Annotated in this window: 14 protein-coding genes; all 14 read left to right on the top strand. The window is 42.6% G+C overall.

The window, feature by feature from the left end:
- The first annotated feature begins 43 nt into the window (after positions 1–43).
- Entirely contained in the window at positions 44–1,504 is a 1,461-nt protein-coding gene (locus J2736_RS10325; RefSeq protein ID WP_310226117.1) for a sulfatase-like hydrolase/transferase, read from the top strand.
- A gap of 8 nt (positions 1,505–1,512) precedes the next feature.
- Positions 1,513–2,298 carry an MgtC/SapB family protein gene (locus J2736_RS10320; RefSeq protein WP_310226378.1) on the top strand — a complete coding sequence of 262 codons (786 nt, stop codon included), beginning with the start codon at positions 1,513–1,515 and terminating at the stop codon, positions 2,296–2,298.
- Between the two features lie 183 nt (positions 2,299–2,481).
- Positions 2,482–4,179 (top strand): sensor histidine kinase, encoded by a 1,698-nt coding sequence (locus J2736_RS10315; RefSeq protein ID WP_310226115.1) that lies wholly within the window; start codon positions 2,482–2,484, stop codon positions 4,177–4,179.
- 4 nt (positions 4,180–4,183) lie between these two features.
- On the top strand, positions 4,184–4,924 hold the full coding sequence (locus J2736_RS10310; RefSeq protein ID WP_310226113.1) for a response regulator transcription factor: 741 nt from the start codon (positions 4,184–4,186) through the stop codon (positions 4,922–4,924).
- Positions 4,925–5,062: 138 nt separating this feature from the next.
- Positions 5,063–6,394 carry an ABC transporter substrate-binding protein gene (locus J2736_RS10305; RefSeq protein ID WP_310226111.1) on the top strand — a complete coding sequence of 444 codons (1,332 nt, stop codon included), beginning with the start codon at positions 5,063–5,065 and terminating at the stop codon, positions 6,392–6,394.
- A gap of 74 nt (positions 6,395–6,468) precedes the next feature.
- Positions 6,469–7,422, top strand: a complete 954-nt coding sequence (locus J2736_RS10300; RefSeq protein ID WP_310226109.1) for a carbohydrate ABC transporter permease — start codon at positions 6,469–6,471, stop codon at positions 7,420–7,422.
- On the top strand, positions 7,412–8,254 hold the full coding sequence (locus tag J2736_RS10295) for a carbohydrate ABC transporter permease (protein WP_310226107.1): 843 nt from the start codon (positions 7,412–7,414) through the stop codon (positions 8,252–8,254). Before J2736_RS10300 ends, J2736_RS10295 begins: the two co-directional genes overlap by 11 nt.
- A 344-nt stretch (positions 8,255–8,598) precedes the next feature.
- Positions 8,599–10,278, top strand: coding sequence for a type 2 periplasmic-binding domain-containing protein (locus J2736_RS10290; RefSeq protein WP_310226105.1), 1,680 nt, complete (start codon positions 8,599–8,601; stop codon positions 10,276–10,278).
- A gap of 71 nt (positions 10,279–10,349) precedes the next feature.
- Entirely contained in the window at positions 10,350–11,324 is a 975-nt protein-coding gene (locus J2736_RS10285; RefSeq protein ID WP_310226103.1) for an ABC transporter permease, read from the top strand.
- Between the two features lie 12 nt (positions 11,325–11,336).
- Complete coding sequence (locus tag J2736_RS10280) at positions 11,337–12,248, top strand: carbohydrate ABC transporter permease (protein WP_310226101.1); 912 nt, start codon at positions 11,337–11,339, stop codon at positions 12,246–12,248.
- A 126-nt stretch (positions 12,249–12,374) separates the two neighbouring features.
- Complete coding sequence (locus J2736_RS10275) at positions 12,375–13,892, top strand: response regulator transcription factor (protein ID WP_310226099.1); 1,518 nt, start codon at positions 12,375–12,377, stop codon at positions 13,890–13,892.
- A gap of 25 nt (positions 13,893–13,917) precedes the next feature.
- Positions 13,918–15,741 (top strand): sensor histidine kinase, encoded by a 1,824-nt coding sequence (locus tag J2736_RS10270; protein ID WP_310226097.1) that lies wholly within the window; start codon positions 13,918–13,920, stop codon positions 15,739–15,741.
- Positions 15,734–17,239: a response regulator transcription factor gene (locus J2736_RS10265; RefSeq protein ID WP_310226096.1), complete on the top strand. Its 1,506-nt coding sequence runs from the start codon at positions 15,734–15,736 to the stop codon at positions 17,237–17,239. Before J2736_RS10270 ends, J2736_RS10265 begins: the two co-directional genes overlap by 8 nt.
- 210 nt (positions 17,240–17,449) lie before the next feature.
- Positions 17,450–18,442 (top strand): endo-1,4-beta-xylanase, encoded by a 993-nt coding sequence (locus tag J2736_RS10260; RefSeq protein WP_310226095.1) that lies wholly within the window; start codon positions 17,450–17,452, stop codon positions 18,440–18,442.
- The last annotated feature ends 172 nt before the right edge of the window (positions 18,443–18,614 follow it).

Here is an 18,614-nt window from a genome sequence, read left to right as displayed (position 1 = left end):
TTAATACGAATTGGATTTCTAATTGAGAAAGGAGACATCACATATGAAATCACGGCCGAACATTCTGCTTATAACAACAGATCAGCAACGCGCCGATTGTCTAGGTATTGCCCAATCCGCTCATCCAGTTATGACCCCACATCTGGATCAGTTGGCAAATGAAGGTATCCAGTTCAGCCGGACTTATGTGGATTGTCCACTATGTATACCGTCGAGAACAACGATTATGACAGGCAGATCGGCATTCAGCCATGGAGTGTCATCCAATGGTCACTACCGTATTCCTGAGAAAGCGGAGGATACACTGCCTGGGAGATTATTATCCGAAGGGTATCAGACTCATGCAGCAGGTAAAATGCAGTTTACTCCTCCGCGGAACCGTAATGGCTTTGAACGTATGCGGTTAGTGCCTGAGGATTATGTTAATTTTCTGGAAACTACGGAATATCGCGGTACGTACAGAGGGCATGGCATTGGTGGAAATGAGGTATACCCCGTATTTAGTGCGGCACCCATACGTTACACATCCACACATTGGACCGTTGAAGAATCCATTGACTTCCTTCGGCAGCGTGATCAGGATGCCCCTTTCTTTATGTGGACCAGCTTCGAAGCGCCGCATCCACCGTTAGACCCTGTGGAGTCCTTCGTTCGTCTTTATGACGGTATTCCCATTTCGGAGCCTGTTCGTTCCGAATGGAGTGAAGCAGATTCATCTCCAGAATGGGTTCGAGCCAGAAAAAGAAGCCATAAGCTGGACTTGCTTCCGCCACACCTTATTAGCATGGCTAGAAAGCATTACTATGCTCAGATTACGCATATTGATTATGAATTGGGCCGCCTCTTTGGTGAAATACAAGGTCAGAAGCTTTGGGATAATACCCTCATTATTTTCACTTCGGATCATGGAGAGATGCTTGGCGATCATGGGTTGTTTCACAAGACCTGCTTCTATGAGCCATCAACCCGGGTGCCTTTCTTACTTAAGCCACCTAAAGGCTATGGAGGCCAGTTAAGACCATCGGAGGTAGTGGATACTCCGATAACACTTGCCGATTTATATCCGACCGTTCTTGCATATGCAGGCTGCCTGAAGGATGAAGATCAGAACCGTGATGGCCGTTCCTTGTTGGATATGGAAAGCATTCGTAAAGAACGTGAATGGGTATTCGGTTACATGAATGATAGAGACGGATTATATATGGTAGCAAATAAAGATTGGAAATATTTATATTATGTATGTGGCGGACAGGAGCAGTTGTTTCATCTAAAAGAAGATCCCCACGAGCAGTATGAGCTTTCCAGCAGCAGCGAGGCGTACTGCAGAACACAGCTTCTGGAGATGAGGGAAGCTCTGGCTGTACGTTTTCCTGAATTGAGGGAAGAAGGTATGGAAGGTGCATGCCAGCTCAAACAGACAGAAACGCGTTATAATGAGTCGGAACTCACTGTTACGAATCCATTCGCCTGGAGAGGTCCTATGAGATATGGTGGAGGTTGGTGAGCTTAGGCATGACGTTTGCTACTGTAAGCGTTTGGGAAATCACGCATTTGGAATTAGCCATTCGAATGATACTGGCAGTTGTACTTGGAGGCATCATCGGAATTGAACGGGAATGGAGCAACCATGCGGCAGGCTTCCGTACCCATATCCTGGTTTGTCTTGGATCAGCTATGATTATGCTGCTATCCATGTATGGCTTCTCGCAATTTGTTAATGAAGCGAATGTCCGCATGGATCCTGCGCGTTTAGCAGCTCAGGTCATCAGCGGTATCGGCTTTCTAGGAGCGGGGGCCATTCTGCGCAATGGCAATATGATTAAAGGCTTAACAACAGCGGCCTCAGTCTGGGTTGTCGCCGCCATTGGCTTGAGCGTAGGCGCTGGCTTCTACATGGGTGCCTTGCTTTGCACTTTCCTTGTATTAATCAGCTTATTTGTACTAAATAAATGGGAGAAGCATTTACTTAGAAATCGCCGATTTGATGAAGTGGCTATTGAAATAATAGATAATCCCGGAGCTTTGGGCAGGGTCGCAACGATATTAGGAAATTATGAACTACAAATTGTTAATTTACAAATGGTAGCTCATATAGATAGGAGAGCAGGTGGGACGGCAGATGAGAATGGTTTTGAGCCATCCGTGCAAATGCTGTTCAAACTGAAAATTCAAAAGCAGGAAAAGCTTATTGCGGCCCTAGGGCAAATCTCTGAAATGGATGAAGTTCTTTCACTGGAATCTTTACATTTACCTACATTAAAAAGACCAGTTTCAGAAAAAAAGCTGTTTACTGTATAGGTTGGCGTGTGTTAAGTTTCAAGAAGATGTAAAAAAGCTATCCAAACGTAGAACAATCTACAGTTGGATAGCTTTTCGTTCTAATACAATACTAGCACGCATTTGAAGCGGGGGAAGCTTGTGAAGATAAATAAATCGCCGTTCGTGTCTTTACGGACGAAATTTCTGGTCTTATTTTGTCTTATGATAACGCTACCATTCTTGTTTAGTGGTTATTTAACCTATCAGAAGTATACAGCCAATGTGGAGCGAGAGGCCAAAACATACTCAGACCAAATTGTGGAACAGATATCGATTAATTTAGAACGCTATGTAAAGGATATCGAGCGAATTACGATTGCGATGTATTATGATACGAATTTATTAGAGATTTTGGAAAAACATAAGATCGCTAAAAGTAGTGGAAGCTACAAAAGCATTGAAGAGGAGGTTAAAATAAGTAAACTTATTGCCTCTAGTATTATTGATCGAACGGAGTTAGAGGGTGTATTCATATTTGCCTTGGACGGGACATTGTTCAGCAATCTGACAGAAACGATTAATGGAAACTGGGAGCCAAATACCTCAAGTTGGATGGAACAAGTCAAACAGAAGGACGGTGGATTAGTCATTCTTCCTCCTGTGGAGTGGAATTATTATCGAAATAAACCGAAGGAAGCCTTATCTTTTGCACGATTGATTAAGGATCCACTTACGAATCGCGATCTAGGTTATGTGAAAGTTGATTTGACGAGTAAAGGCTTTGAGAAAATTTTGTCCACGGTTAAAGTGTCAACACACAGTAAATTGTATGTGTTCAATGAAAGCTTGCAGCCGATTTACCCATTTGCACAAGAAGGTACGCTTCCTTCATTCGATGAAATTATTGGAACTAATTCCTCGGATATCATCACATCCTTACGTACCACGGGGTACGGTGGCCTGCAGATCATCGGCACAATTCCTAAGGAGGACCTCCTGACGGATGCCCGTAAGCTGACAAGCTTCACGCTATGGATTTCGGTCGGTTCGCTCATATTTGCTTTTGTGGCTGCACTGTTTACTTCGAATAGATTGGTTAAGCCAGTCCATCACTTACAACGCAAAATGCGGCGTGTTCAAGGTGGAGATTTTCAAGAACGAGCTATCGTTTATTCGAATGATGAAATTGGTTCCTTGACAGAAGGCTTTAATAACATGGTTTCCCAACTAGATATTATGATTAAAGAGATGTATGAGCTCAGGTTACGCGAGAAGGACTCGGAATTGAATGCGCTGCAAAGTCAGATCAATCCACATTTTCTGTATAATACATTAGAATCTATTAATATGGTCGCGGTAAAAGAGCGTAATAACGAGCTATCTCAAGTTATCACGAGCTTAGGGAAACTCTTACGGTATACGGTGGATAAACAGGAGAGATTCGTGTATTTGAAGGATGAATTGGCGTTTGTTCAGAACTATTTGAACATTCAAAGTTTCCGACTAGAAGACCAGTTGAGTGCAGAAATCCTTGTGGATTTCTCCCATGAATATGCCATGGTTCCGAAGTTAATTCTTCAGCCTTTAGTTGAAAATGCGATTGAACATGGTCTTGGCAAAGAACCGATTACGATACAGATTACCTCCAAAGCGGAGGGGCAGGATCTCTATGTTTATGTCACAGATAATGGCAAGGGCATTAATCCAGAGCGTAGGAAGTTAGTAGAACAACGCTTAATTGAACCTGAACGTCAACAATCCGGTTTGCTTTCAGATAAGAGATCGAAAGGCTTTGCCCTTCGAAACATTCATCAACGTCTAGTGATTTTATATGGCGAGTCGTATGGATTATCCATTGCACACTCGGGTCCGGAAGGGACATCGTTCTGTATTCATATACCATTTCAGTGGGAGGAATAGTCAAATGAATATATTGCTAGTTGAAGATGAACTGAAAATCAGGCAAGGTCTTAAGAAGATCGTTGAAGATGTCATTACCTCGAAACTGCGGATTACCGAAGCAAGTAATGGCCGTGAGGCGTTAGACTGGTTGAAAACACAAGATCAAGTGGATCTCATTATTACCGATATTCGTATGAGTGAAATGAACGGAATTGAATTGATTAAGCGAGCGAAAGAGTCTCATCCGCATCTCTTTTTCGTCGTGATTAGCGGGTACGATGAGTTTGTTTATGCTAGAGAAGCTTTAAGATATGGCGTAACTGACTATTTATTGAAGCCCATCGAACGTGTTGAGTTAGCCCAAGTTCTGCAAAAGATTAGTGCGCAGCTTCATACCAACAATCAGCCCAATCTCATAACAACAGTGACTGATGTGACTGATGATACGGATCGTTTATTGATTCGAAAAGTAAGAGAGCTCGTGAATGAATATCTTAATCAGGATATTTCCTTACAGTTTCTTGCTGAGCGCGTCTATCTTAACCCGAAATATTTATCCTATACGTTCAAAAGGGAAACGGGACAGAATTTGTCTGATTTCGTAACAGAACTCCGTATGGAGAAAGCGAAAAAGTTATTGAAAGAAACAACACTGAAAGTCTCTGAAATCGCAATGATGTGTGGTATTGCCAATCATAAATACTTTGCCTCGTTATTTAAACAGAATACGGGATGTACACCATCCGAGTTCCGAGATCAGTAATGGTGTGTTATGGGAAGTGAAGACCTTGCTATTTTGAACATTTTATAGATTTTTTGGCGTTATTCTGAAAATTGGAAGGGTTTATAATAAGGTTATGAAAGCGCTTCAAACTAAATAATGAAAAGGGGACTAAACACAATGAAGAAAGCCTTACTTTTAACGACTTCCGTCATGTTAATTAGTAGTTTCATTGCAGGATGCAGCTCGACAAAAGAAACGTCATCAACGGCTTCGACAGCTCCTGCTAGCTCTAAGGCAGCAGATGCGACGAAAGCGCCAGCGAAAGATGTTAAGCTTACATTTAGTATTTGGGGAACTGATGAGCACAAGAAAATGTATGAAGACATGATAGCCAATTATAGGAAGACAAAACCAAACGTAAGTGTCGAAATCATGATTATTCCATCCGCGGATTACTTACAGAAAATGTCCGTTATGTTCGCTTCCAAAACAGCGCCAGATGTGATCTGGATGCTTGAAAGAGGGATTCCACAATTTCTTGAAGCAGGGCAGATGGAAGATATTTCTGCCATAAAAAAAGACACAGCGTATGATGCGAACGATCTCATACCATCCACATTAGAATTAGTAACCAAAAATGAGAAACTGTATGGTGTGCCTTTCTCAACACCACCGAACATGATCTATTACAATAAAAAATTATTCAAAGAAAAAAACTTAAAAACACCTATAGACCTCTACAAAGAAGGCAACTGGACTTATGATGAAATGAACAAAGCAGCGATTGCGATTTCTCAACCGGATAAAGGGATCTACGGAATGAACTTGATTCGTCCAGGTGGATGGGGAAGAAGCTGGCTGGAGTCACTTCAAACGTTGGTATGGGCATACGGTTCTGACTTCTTCACCAAAGATGGCAAAAAAGTTGCTTTGAATACCCCACAGGGCCAGCAAGCTCTTCAATTCTTCAGTGATTCTATGTTCAAAACGAAGGTTCATCCGAAGCCAGGTGATCAAACAGGGTTCGAATCTGGCAAAATTGGTATGCAACAAGATTTGCTAAGTTATATGGGTAAAGCGAAAGCAATCAAAGATTTCGAATGGGACATTGCACCAATGCCGAAAGCAGCAGGCGGACAAGGAACAACGCTTGGTTATGCCGCTTACATGGTTCCTAAAGGAAACGCCAACACGGCCGAAGCGATTGAGTTTGTTAAGTTTTTAAGTAATAAAGAAAATACGGCGATCACGTCCCAATACTTCGTGCCAGGTCGTAAATCCGTTCTGAATTCAGACGGTTTCTTGAAGCAAGGACCATCTCCTGAGAGCATGAAAATGGCAGTTATCGATCAAATGGCTGGTGGTCGTGTACGTCAAGGATTCGTTAATTTCCAGAAAATTGATGACAAAATGAAGCTGCACTTCGATGCGATCTATTCACAGGCAGGTACGATTCCAGATATCTTTAAAAAGTTGGAAACGGATGTTAATGCTATTCTAGCGGAATAATCGGATCGGATTAGAAACGGTGGCAAAGCTCAAACAGTTTGGCCACCGTTTCATAAAGGAGTGGAGTGAGCACCATGGATACGTATAGAACTGCACCCATTGAGGTGCCAGCAGCATCAATAGTTACGAAAAAAAGCAACAGCTTCAGTCGAATTAAACGTAGAAATGCGATCTATGGCTATCTATTTATTGCACCGATGATGCTTGGATTCTTGATTTTTATGGCTGGACCAATTATTAGTGCCTTTGGACTTAGTTTCACGAACTATTCGCTTCTGCATGCGTCTAAATTTGTTGGTGTTGATAACTATGTAAAAGTTTTATCGAAGGATGAATTGTTCTGGTCGTCCGTGAAGCATACCTTATATTTCTCGGCAGGACTAATTCCACTTAATCTCATGCTCGCTTTAGGACTTGCTTTATTGTTATCTACTAAACTTCCTGGTGTCGGCATCTTCCGAACGGCTATTTTCACGCCAGTCGTCACATCAATTATTGTTTGGGCTATTGTGTGGAAATATGTATTTGCTACAGATGCTGGATTAGTCAATCAGATCCTGCATTTCTTCGGGATTACGGGTCCCGCTTGGATGTATAATACAAAGCTTGTGATGCCAGTTGTTATTCTCGTCAGTGTATTGAAAAAAGTGGGGATGAACATGGTTATCTTCCTCGCGGCCTTACAGGATGTACCGAAAATGTATTATGAAGCTGCTACGATTGATGGTGCATCAAAATGGAAACAGTTCACGAAAATTACGTTACCAATGATTTCGCCTTCGTTATTTCTAACATTAATCATTACCTTAATCGGTTCACTAAAAGTGTTTTCCCAGATCAGTGTTATGACCGATGGCGGTCCTGGGAGTAGTACAAGTGTGCTTGTATATTACATCTATAAGTTAGCCTTCAAAACGTATGATCTTGGTTACGCATCTGCTGTCGCGTTTATCCTCTTCTTCTTAATACTTGTACTTACCATGGTGCAGTGGAACTTCAGAAAAAGGTGGGTGCATCATGAGCAATAAATCCATCCGATTGCTGGGTAATGGGTTAACATATGTGTTACTAACGATGGTCTCCGCCGTAATTTTAATGCCGTTTATCTGGATGCTGACCACATCACTTAAGGATCAAACAAAAATATTTACGTTTCCTCCCCAATGGATTCCGAGTCCGATTGTATGGTCCAATTATTCACAAGTATTTACAGTACAGCCTTTATTTGTAACGCATTATGCCAATAGTCTCTACATTGCAATTGTAGTAACAATTGGAACATGCATTTTTGGAGCGTTAGCTGGATTTGCTTTTGCTAAGATTAATTTTCCATGGAAAAATGTTTGCTTCCTTATTCTTCTAAGCGGGATGATGATCCCGAATGAGGTTACGATTATTCCCAACTTTATTTGGTTCTCTAAGTTAGGGTTAGTCAATAATCACTTTCCGTTAATCATCCCACCAATGCTAGGGGCAGGCGGAATCTTCGGAGTGTTCTTGCTTCGACAATTTTATATCACGATTCCGAGGGAACTCGATGAAGCGGCTGAAATGGATGGCAGTACCCCGTGGCAAACCTTCTGGCGCATCATGGTGCCAATGGCAACACCAGCTTTCGCGACATTATCGATTTTCACCTTCTTACACAGTTGGGAAGATTTCCTCGATCCGTTAATTTACATTAGTTCATCGAAGCTATTTACCTTACCTATTGCTATGAAGTTATTCACAGACACAGCAGGAACGGACTGGCACTTATTAATGGCTGCATCTGTGATGGCTACCGTTCCACTCCTGCTCGTATTTTTCTTCGCGCAGAAGAAGTTTATTGATGGAATCGCAACGACGGGCTTGAAATAGAAAGAAGATACAAGGAAGCCAATGTACCCGATAAACTTGCTCAGCAAGCATCATCGGTAGATTGGCTTTTTCGTTGTTATAATGGTTTACTGTGTTGACACTGCATTCCCCGATTCAAGGACGGTAATCGCAAGTAATAAAGGTTGTATTCGTGTTCTTAACTTTGTATAGTGTAAAATAGTTTCATTAACTCCATAGTAGTAGCTGTAATTCATAGGGGTAACACCTATATTATGTGAATTGTAAGCGCATTCTTAATCCGTATAATAAATATTGTAAGCAAATAAATGATTGACCTACACAAACATGTATCTTTAAGGAGACAATAAGGGAGGATTAGAAACATGGTAAAGAAAATAAAACGCCCTGTTTTAGTAACGTTGGTACCTGTTCTGGCTTTAGGATTAACACTGACAGGTTGCACAGACGCCGCCAAGGATAAAGCAAGCAGCGCTCCTTCGCCTAGCGGAAGCCAGACAACACCTGCGGCAACGCAAAGCAATGCAATTAAGCCAGTCACATTGTCCATGTTCATTGACAGCCCGTATCAACAGCCTACTCCTGATAATAAGATCTATAAGATGATTAAAGATAAGACCGGTGTTAGCTTAAAAATGGAGTTTCTGGTCGGTGATTTACAGCAAAAGCTTGGCGTCATGATTGCTGGCGGCGATTATGCAGATATTATGACTGGAAACGATAAACTAATAGCGGCTGGCGCGTTTGTGCCTCTTGAGGATTTGATTGAAAAGTATGGGCCAAATTTGAAGAAGCACTATGCAAGCGTGTGGAATCAGATGAAGGATCCTGCAAGCGGCCATTTATACGTACTTCCAAATTATAACGTGTTCAGTGGTCAATTTAACGAAACCGCTTACGAAGGACCGGGCTTTTATTTGCAAAAGGATGTACTGAAGGAAATGGGCTATCCAACGCCTAAAACATTGGACGAATATTTCGATATCATTGCCAAATACAAAGCGAAACATCCGGATATGATTGGCTTTGAGACGCTAAACTTCGATTGGAGAAACTTCCCGCTGCTTAATCCGCCAGAGCATTTAGCTGGACATCCTAATGACGGCGGGGTTATCGTCGATAATGGGAAAGCACAAATCTTTGCAGACAAGGACATCGCCAAGACCTATTACAAGAAGCTGAATGAGATCAATGCGCAAGGCTTGATGGATAAGGAAGCTTTGGTGCAGAACTACGACCAGTACCTAGCGAAAATTGCTAGCGGCCGTGTCATTGGGATGTTTGACCAACACTGGAATTTCGGTGATGGCGAACGCTCGTTAATTTCCCAAAACAAAATCGGCAGTACCTATGTCGGGTTCCCTCTCTTATACCCAGGTGCTAAAGAGTACTATCGTGACCGTCCGGTACTGAACATTAATCGCGGATACGGGATTTCGACGAAAGCCAAGGATCCTGTTCAAATTATTAAATTCCTGGATTCCCTAATGACAGAAGATTGGCAGAAGACTCTTCAATGGGGGATTCAAGGCGAGGATTATATTGTGAAGGATGGTAAGTTCGCTCGTACCCCGGAACAACGTGCTAAAGCGGATGATAATACATGGAAGCTTGCTAATAAAGCAGAAGCGTTCTTCGCCAATTCGCCTAAGATGCAAGGGACTTATAGTGATGGGAACGCTACAGATCCAGGAACACAGCCGCAGGAATTCTTTGACAGCTTGAAGCCACTAGATCAAGAAGTATTGAAAGCGTATAACCATAAGACATGGGCTGAGTTTTTCAAAACACCGATCGAGAATCCCGTATACTATCCAGCATGGAGTATCGATCTGGTAGATGGTTCGCCAGCTAAAGTGGCCAATACGAAGATGACCGACCTTGCTGTCAAATATTTGCCGAAAGCTATTTTGGCCAAACCGGATGACTTTGATGGTATATGGAAGGATTATGTAGATCAAATTTCCAAAAGCAACTATAAAGCCTACGAAGATCGTATCAATGATCAGATTACCTGGCGTATTAAGAACTGGAGTAGTAAATAAAGGGATAGAACATGCAGTAGGGTGGGGGAGACCCAGGTCTTCTCCGCTTTACTTCCTAGGAGGGAATGTCGATGGCCGAGACCATACTGTCCAAGAAATCAAAGAAACAGCCTAAGATTGATCCGGAAATCGGCGTCGGTTTAAGTTGGAAGACGATAAAAAACCAGAAGCAATTAATTCTAATGTCGTTTCCAATCGTGATTTATATTCTAATCTTCAACTATGTACCGATTTGGGGCTGGTTGATGGCATTTCAAAATTATCGCCCGGCATTAAAATTTTCTAAACAGCAGTGGGTGGGGCTGAAGCATTTCAAATTTCTGTTTCAAGACGATACATTCTTGACGGTGCTTCGCAACACGCTTGCTATGAGTATAATCAATTTGGTGTTAGGTTTTGCAACAGCCATTCTATTAGCTTTATTGCTGAATGAGATTAAAGTTCGTTTCTGGAAGCGATCTATTCAAACGATATCCTACCTGCCTCACTTTCTGTCGTGGATCATTGCTGCCGGTATCGTTGCGACTTCATTATCGATTGATGATGGTATCGTTAATCAACTGTTGATGAAGTTGCACATAATCAAGGAGCCTGTGATGTGGCTTAGCGAAGGGAAATATTTTTGGGGAATTGTGGGCTTGTCTAATGTGTGGAAAGAGGTTGGATGGAATACGATCATTTACCTTGCTGCAATTACTTCTATTGACCCGTCACTGTATGAGTCTGCAGGGATCGACGGTGCAAACCGTTACCAAAAGATCCTCTACGTCACACTGCCTGGGATCAAGTCGACTTTTATTATTCTATTAATTATGAACGTTGGGCACATCCTAGATGCAGGCTTTGAGATTCAATACCTGCTTGGCAACGGGTTAATCGTCGACTGGTCGCAAACAATTGATATTTTCGTTCTTAAGTACGGTATTGCGCTAGGCAATTATTCGCTGGCAACTGCGGCAGGGATTTTCAAAACGGTTGTAAGCATAATCCTTATTCTAATCGCAAATTCTACCGCTAAACGTCTTGGTGAAGAGCGGTTGATATAAAGGAGAAATGATATGGGGACAACATCTGTTAGCAGAACTCGAATTGAGCCCATTTTGTTCCATACAGTGAATGGCATCTTCATGCTCCTTCTTGCTATCGTTACGCTTTATCCTTTCCTTCACACCTTAACGATTTCATTTAATGAGGGTAATGATGCACTTCGTGGAGGCATTTATTTATGGCCGAGATCCTGGTCATTGCAAAATTACAAGGCGATTTTCATTTCCGGTACGATCTACCATGCGGCTTGGATTTCGGTGGCCCGTACACTTACAACAACCGTGCTTGGGGTATTTCTCACCTCCATGCTTGCCTATACACTGGCACAGCCTCAATATATTTTTCGTAAAATCATAGGTTTAATCTTTGTATTGACGATGTATTTCAATGCGGGGCTCATTCCGAATTACTTTCTGATTAAAAGTTTGGGACTGCTCAACAACTTCTGGGTATATGTTTTTCCAGGGATGGTAAGCGCGTTTAACCTTATCGTCATTCGGACGTACATTCGTACCCTCCCATCGGGCTTAGTTGAGTCTGCGAAAATGGATGGAGCAGGTGATTTCACCATATTTTTACGAATTATTCTCCCGCTGTGTACGCCTGTATTAGCGACCATCGCCTTGTTTATTGCCGTTGGCTCTTGGAATTCCTGGTTCGATACATTCCTGTATGCCTCATCTGATTTGAAGCTGAGTACGCTTCAGTACGAAATGATGAAGCTGCTTGGATCTACGATGAACAGCAACAATGATCCAGGTCTTCTGGCTGGTGCAAACACGAATCAAACGAAGGCCATGGTTACGCCTGCTTCCATACGTGCGGCGATTACCATTGTGGCAGCGGTTCCAATTCTGTTCGTATATCCTTTTCTGCAAAGGTATTTTATCGTCGGTATGAACCTTGGAAGTGTCAAAGAATAAGACTTAGCAAGCGATGATCTTAATCATTTCCCGTTTCAGCCGGTGCTGGGACGGTTTTTGCTTTATACAAACTCCCCCTATCCTTTATAATAGTTCATATCGACTTCCTGAAGTGAGGTGATTCCCATGTTAAGAGTTATGTTTGCTGATGATGAGCCTTATATGCTAGAGGGACTGCGGACGATGATTGATTGGAATAAACTAGGCTTTGTAGTTTGCGGGGAAGCCTCAGATGGTGAAGACGCATTAGCTATGATGGCGTCGACCCTGCCTCATTTGGTACTGACGGATGTTCGAATGCCTGTTATAGATGGCTTGGAATTGATTGAACAAGCGTCCAGCTTGTATCCCGAAATGAAATTTATTATTTTGAGTGGGTACGCCGATTTCGAATATGCCAAAAGAGCAATGCGTCATGGTGTCGTCAATTATTTGATGAAGCCTTTGATGGAAGCAGAGCTTGTGGCTGTAGTGGAAGCGGTTGCTGTTTCAATTCAAGAGCGTATAGCTCATAGACAGTTAGAAAGCACTGCATTGGAATGCTTACGATTGGAAACGATTTCAAAGTTAGTACAAGGAGAAAACAAGCCGAAATGGATCGAGCAGGCGAGCACCTTGTTGGATCTTCATGAACATTCTAGCTTCCGCTGCGGTTTACTCGAACCTGACATTGGGTCTCCAATTCAATCAGACTTAAAGCGGGTGATTGTAGATAAGTTCAAACTTACGCAAGTGATGATGCATCCATTTGGCGTTGGGAAAGAACGCCATGGATTCTTGCTGGTCACAGGGCCTGAGGAAAGCAATCTTTCTTTGGAAAGGATGACAAGCATTATTGCTAGTGTCAGAAATGACTTGGGCACAGCGATCTCCTTTTCAATTAGCGGAGAACACAAGGGACCACTTGCTTTAAAAGAAGCATTTCATGAGGGGCTTATCGCCGAAATGTGCAAATCCCCTTCTGGCAAGGAAGGAATTTACATCTATCAAGGAGAAGGGTCAGTAGAAAAGGCTCCTGCCTTTGTTAGCTTAACGGAATCCATTCTAGAAGCCGTAGGGAGCGGGTGTCCAGAAACAGTGCGTGCCCAAGTACACGACTTATTTATCGCATTTTCGAGGCAGTCTGTATCTGAATCTTGGGTGAGTGCTTATTTAGGCAATATTAAGCTTGAAATTCTGAAAACACTTGCCCAATTCGGAGGTGATCCTGTATGGGAACCCAATTGGTTTGTTCCCACTGTTTCAATGGATATTGGTCTCTTGGAGCGCAGGGTAACACAAGAAATTCTACAAGCTGCAGAGTGGATTGGTCAGAAGAAAGGCATAGGGCAAGATGAAATTGTATTCGCAGCAGGAGCCTATATTAAATCGCATTATAGGGAAAAGTTGCAGCTGCAGGTTGTTGCAGAGCACTTTAAGCTGAATCCTGCGTATTTTGGTCAGAGATTTAAGAAGCAAGTTGGGCTCACCTTCAATGAATATTTACATGTTGTACGAATTGACGAGGCCAAAAAAATACTTCGCCGTGAAGAACTGAAAATATCCGATGTCGCCGATCGTGTAGGCTACTCGGATTCTGAACAGTTCGTAACCAAGTTTAAGGCACTTACTGGCTTGTTACCCTCTGCCTACAAAAAGGGTTAACCTAGAACTGACAAGGAGAGCACATATGAGCCGGAAATGGAATTTGCTTCGTATCGTTAATGATATACCCCTAAAGTTCAAGTTTCTAATCATATATTTGATGTGTGTGCTGCTGCCTATACTGTGTATAAACAGCTTGTTTTTCTTGCAGGATAGCAAAAATACAGAACGCAGAGAGATGGATAACTTGCGGATTTCTCTAGATAGGGTCGGCAACGAAATCATGCAAATGGTGAACTCAGGTGTTGTAATTGGCAACGCAGTATCCGCTGACCGTGTATTTAATGAGATGCTTGAATATACATACTCGGATAATGTTGCTTATTATGAAGAATACGACAGTTATCTCCGTGACAAATTAGGGCAGTATCCCAATATTTATCCCTACATCTCTTGGATTGGCGTTTACACATTGAACCCAACATTATCTAATGGTGGAAGTTACTTCATGCTAAAACCGGATGATCTTAAGAGTGAGTGGTATCAGAAGGTGAACGGAAATAAAGATAAAGTGACAGTAACTTCTTATCTGGATACGAATCCCATGAATCCCGAGGAGAAATTGGTATATGTGAGCATTATTCGAAAGCTTGACAATTTCCCGGATCTTATGAAATTCTCCAAATATCTGCGTATCAATATTCGGATGGATAAGCTGCTGGAGCTATTTGATAAAGAGCGTAACTACTTGTTAATCAAGCTCGTAGATGAGAAAAATCGGCTTGTACTTGAATCGGCAGGTGCGTTTAAGGGAAGTGACCCTTTACTCCCGAACTTACCGATGTCAAAGGATTCTCAACTGATAGGGTTACCTGAAAGGAGTTTTGTCAATCCGCTCAGTAACGCTAGTTATATGCTTAATTGGCGGCTGGTAGGTATTCCAGAGGGAAGTCGAATCGCGGAGGAGAGACGGGGAGTTATCCACTTCTTTATCTGGCTGACGCTCATTAGTACGATTATTCCTACGATCTTGATTTATATCATTATGCACTCTTTCAATTTTCGGGTGAGAAAGCTATCCAAACATATGCAGTTGGTGAAAAACGAGAGGTTCGAACCCATCACGTTGTATGAAGGAAAAGATGAGATCGGACATCTTCTTCGCAGCTTTAATTTGATGACAGAGAAAATTCGTAATTTAATTAATGACGTATATAAACTCGAAATTCAAAAAAAGGATTTAGAGCTAGAACGCGTACAGGCTGAGCTGAATTATTTGCAGAGCCAAGTAGATCCTCACTTTCTGTTCAATACGCTAAATGCGATTCTTGTTGTATGTAAGAAATATCGTTATGAGCATGTGATAGAAATTATTCAAAACTTGTCCCAGATCTTAAGAAGGCTGCTAAGCTGGAAGGAGGATTTGGTGACAGTAGAGGAAGAGCTAAGCTTTACCGAGATGTACCTCCAGATCGAGAAGTTCAGATTTCAAGATCGATTTCATTATGAATTATCTGTTGACGAATCTGTTCTACAGTACCGAATCCCAAAGATGAGTATTCAATCGCTTGTCGAAAACTCTTGCAAGCATGGCCTTCAATCGGTTAAAGGAAATCGAAGAATTCGGATATCTGTAGAAGGAGCAGGAATGAACATGCTCATGAAGGTCGAAGATAACGGAATTGGAATGAATAGTGCGAAACTGGATGAAATTGTTCATAGTCTGTATAAAGGCGAAGACAACGGCAAGAATATCGGACTGCGCAATGTGTACAGACGATTAAATCTATTTTATGCTGAACGCTCTTTGTTCCAAATTGAAAGCATCCCCTTCGAGAAAACTAGCGTGACCATACAGATTCCTATGAGTCTTATTAGGAAACAGGAGGAGACGATCGGGCATGTATAAGGTTATCTTTGTCGATGACGAACCATTCGCATTGGAAGGCATAAAGCTCATGGTCGAATGGCAAGAGCTTGGATTTGAAATCGTAGGCATGTGCGAGAACGGCGAAGAAGCTTTAGCCTGCATTGAAGCCAGTAAGCCTGATCTTGTTGTGACAGATATTCGGATGCCGGAAATTGACGGATTAGAATTGATCGATCGGGTGCAAGAGGCAGGCAACGATCCACTATTCATCATTTTAAGCGGCTACAATGATTTCGAATATGCGCGATCCGCCCTAAGGTACGGGGTAAAGCATTATTTGCTTAAACCTGCTTTGGGCAGGGAATGGGAGACTGTCATTCAATTCGTTATTGAAGAGCTGCAGCACCGAGAACAGCAAAGGGTACGTCATGATCTTGTTTCCGATCGTCTAGTTCCTACTCTCCTTGCTCAACTGCTGCGGGGGGAAATTTCATCAACTGACGGGAACGTTGGGGAAATCCTAGATCCCTTAACTCAAGGAGATCAGGGCTGGAGGTATATTCATCTAGAATGGCTTAGCGGCTCCGAACAAGAGTTGGATGCACGTTATTTCCATTCTCAGAGAGCTTATGCAATCGATTTGTTTGGGAGCCAGAACGGCCTTGTTATGGCGTCATTCTCTGAGATTGAGCAATGGGCTGGGCAGGTATACAAAGACCTACATGAGCAAGGTATCGAATGCTGTCTCTCGATAGGACCACGTGTGGACTCCCTCCGTAATATCGTAGATTCGTATACAGGTGCTATAGAAACATCCATGCTTCATTTCTTTCATAGATCCGGTGGTCCACTCGATTACGAGAAGATTCATCACAAGCAAATTAGCTATGATCTTCAAGCCGTTGCTATCGTAGATGAGATTCAAAGTGCCCTCGAGGCGCTTCAGGAAAAGCGGGTTGAGGACCTGATTAAGCAAATGTTTGTGATGCTGTCAGCTAACATAACAGCCCGGGAAGTCGTTCATATGCTGGTCATACGCATTGTTTTGAAAAGCGTAGCTGTCATGCGAGAGATCGGTATTGACTCGGAGGCGCTGCCCCGTGTTCGCGATTTTTTGAGAAGGGAGCATCGTTCCCTGGTGGAAATGGAGGAGTCCTTGCAAGGGTATGTACAACAGTATATGAGCCAGCTGAAGCAGCATAAAGAGAAGTTCTCCGGTCATCCCCTTCGCGTAATTGAGCGTTTTATCCAGGAGCATTATCGAGAAACGCTGACGATTAAAGATATCGGTGAACGGTTTTTCATGAATCCGGTTTACTTAGGTCAAGCATTTATGAAAAGGAACGGCGTAGGCATCATTGAGTATATCCATGACCTGCGTATTAACGCGGCGAAGCGCATGCTATGCGATACTGATGAGACCATTCGTTTGATTGCGGAGCAGATCGGATACGTTCACTATCATCATTTCCTCAAAGAATTTGAGAAACGGGTGTCTGACAAGCCCGCTATGTTTAGACAATTAAGCAAAGCATAATGGACATCAGAAGGACGTGTAATTTCTTTTCTAAGAGATACACATCTATTTGTGTTGAGTTCGAAGGGAAACTGCATACACAATCTTTAAAGATTATAAGAATAGGGGGGAGAGATCTTTAATCTATGAATGGTAAGTGTAGTCAGATTCTATATCATAGTACATAGAAAGCCTGTTTAAACAGGGGATGATAAGGAGGTTTACCCATCTATGAACAACAAGGTACCGAACTTACACGAGGTTTATAATGGCATATTCAGAATTGGGGCTGCTGTTAGCACGAAGACGATCCGTTCCGAAGGGGATTTCATAGCCAGGCATTATAACAGCATTACGGCAGAGAATCAGATGAAGTTTGAGGAGATCCATCCTGAGGAAGAGCGTTATAGATTTGAAGCAGCGGATGAAATCATGGATTTCGCTATGCATAACGGGATTGCCGTTCGAGGGCATACGATGGTCTGGCATAACCAAACTCCCGATTGGGTGTTTGAAAGCCCTTCTGGCGGAACAGTGAGTAAAGAAGTGCTTCTCTCACGGATGCAGGAGCATATCCGTACGGTAGCTGGTCGTTATAAGGGCAAGGTATATGCGTGGGATGTCGTCAATGAAGCGATAGAAGATAAGGCGGACTTGGTCATGCGTAGTTCCAAATGGTTGGAGATCCTAGGTGAGAATTATATCCGCCATGCCTTCGAGGCAGCACACGAAGCCGATTCGAATGCGCTTTTGTTGTATAACGACTACAACGAGACAGAGCCGGTCAAACGGGATAAGATTTATCATCTCGTCCGTTCATTGAAAGAGAAGGGGGTTCCTATCCATGGAATCGGCATGCAGGGACATTGGAATATCTATGGTCCTTCCTTGGATGAAATAAGGCAAGCGATCGAGCTTTATGCATCCCTTGATCTTCAGCTTCACATCACGGAGTTAGATCTTTCTATGTTTCAATTTGAGGACAGACGGACCGATCTGTTGGTACCCACTGAGCAGATGGTGGAGCTGCAGGAACAGCGCTACGAGGATATTTTCAGACTATTTAAGGAATATCGAGAAGTCATTACGTCGGTAACGTTCTGGGGGGCGGCTGACAATTATACATGGTTGGATAACTTCCCTGTTCGCGGCAGAAAGAATTGGCCGTTTCTATTCGATGGGGAACTTCAGCCTAAGGGGGCATTTTGGCGTGTAATCGGGTAAGTAACTATGCGCCAATAATTGAGGGAGGATCATCCTCTAGTTTAAGTATGTGAAGCTAATGAAAATTGATTGGTACAAACCGAATTGAACTTTTAATGTCGTTTTAGGTTGATAAATAAAACTGTACACAGTGTTAACAATATCTGGGTTGAACCTACTCATTTAAATAATA

It is taken from the genome of Paenibacillus qinlingensis (assembly GCF_031455095.1).
GTDB classification, from domain to species: Bacteria; Bacillota; Bacilli; order Paenibacillales; family NBRC-103111; genus Paenibacillus_E; species Paenibacillus_E qinlingensis_A.
This window is presented reverse-complemented; position numbering and strand designations above follow the sequence as displayed.

What these genes read in the sequence shown, in the direction of transcription:
- J2736_RS10325 (WP_310226117.1), top strand. Translation starts at nt 44, where the DNA reads ATGAAATCACGGCCGAACATTCTGCTTATAACAACAGATCAGCAACGC.
- J2736_RS10270 (WP_310226097.1), top strand. Translation starts at nt 13,918, where the DNA reads ATGAGCCGGAAATGGAATTTGCTTCGTATCGTTAATGATATACCCCTA.
- J2736_RS10275 (WP_310226099.1), top strand. Translation starts at nt 12,375, where the DNA reads ATGTTAAGAGTTATGTTTGCTGATGATGAGCCTTATATGCTAGAGGGA.
- J2736_RS10310 (WP_310226113.1), top strand. Translation starts at nt 4,184, where the DNA reads ATGAATATATTGCTAGTTGAAGATGAACTGAAAATCAGGCAAGGTCTT.
- J2736_RS10315 (WP_310226115.1), top strand. Translation starts at nt 2,482, where the DNA reads ATGATAACGCTACCATTCTTGTTTAGTGGTTATTTAACCTATCAGAAG.
- J2736_RS10295 (WP_310226107.1), top strand. Translation starts at nt 7,412, where the DNA reads ATGAGCAATAAATCCATCCGATTGCTGGGTAATGGGTTAACATATGTG.
- J2736_RS10305 (WP_310226111.1), top strand. Translation starts at nt 5,063, where the DNA reads ATGAAGAAAGCCTTACTTTTAACGACTTCCGTCATGTTAATTAGTAGT.
- J2736_RS10280 (WP_310226101.1), top strand. Translation starts at nt 11,337, where the DNA reads ATGGGGACAACATCTGTTAGCAGAACTCGAATTGAGCCCATTTTGTTC.
- J2736_RS10300 (WP_310226109.1), top strand. Translation starts at nt 6,469, where the DNA reads ATGGATACGTATAGAACTGCACCCATTGAGGTGCCAGCAGCATCAATA.
- J2736_RS10260 (WP_310226095.1), top strand. Translation starts at nt 17,450, where the DNA reads ATGAACAACAAGGTACCGAACTTACACGAGGTTTATAATGGCATATTC.
- J2736_RS10320 (WP_310226378.1), top strand. Translation starts at nt 1,513, where the DNA reads ATGACGTTTGCTACTGTAAGCGTTTGGGAAATCACGCATTTGGAATTA.
- J2736_RS10285 (WP_310226103.1), top strand. Translation starts at nt 10,350, where the DNA reads ATGGCCGAGACCATACTGTCCAAGAAATCAAAGAAACAGCCTAAGATT.
- J2736_RS10290 (WP_310226105.1), top strand. Translation starts at nt 8,599, where the DNA reads ATGGTAAAGAAAATAAAACGCCCTGTTTTAGTAACGTTGGTACCTGTT.
- J2736_RS10265 (WP_310226096.1), top strand. Translation starts at nt 15,734, where the DNA reads ATGTATAAGGTTATCTTTGTCGATGACGAACCATTCGCATTGGAAGGC.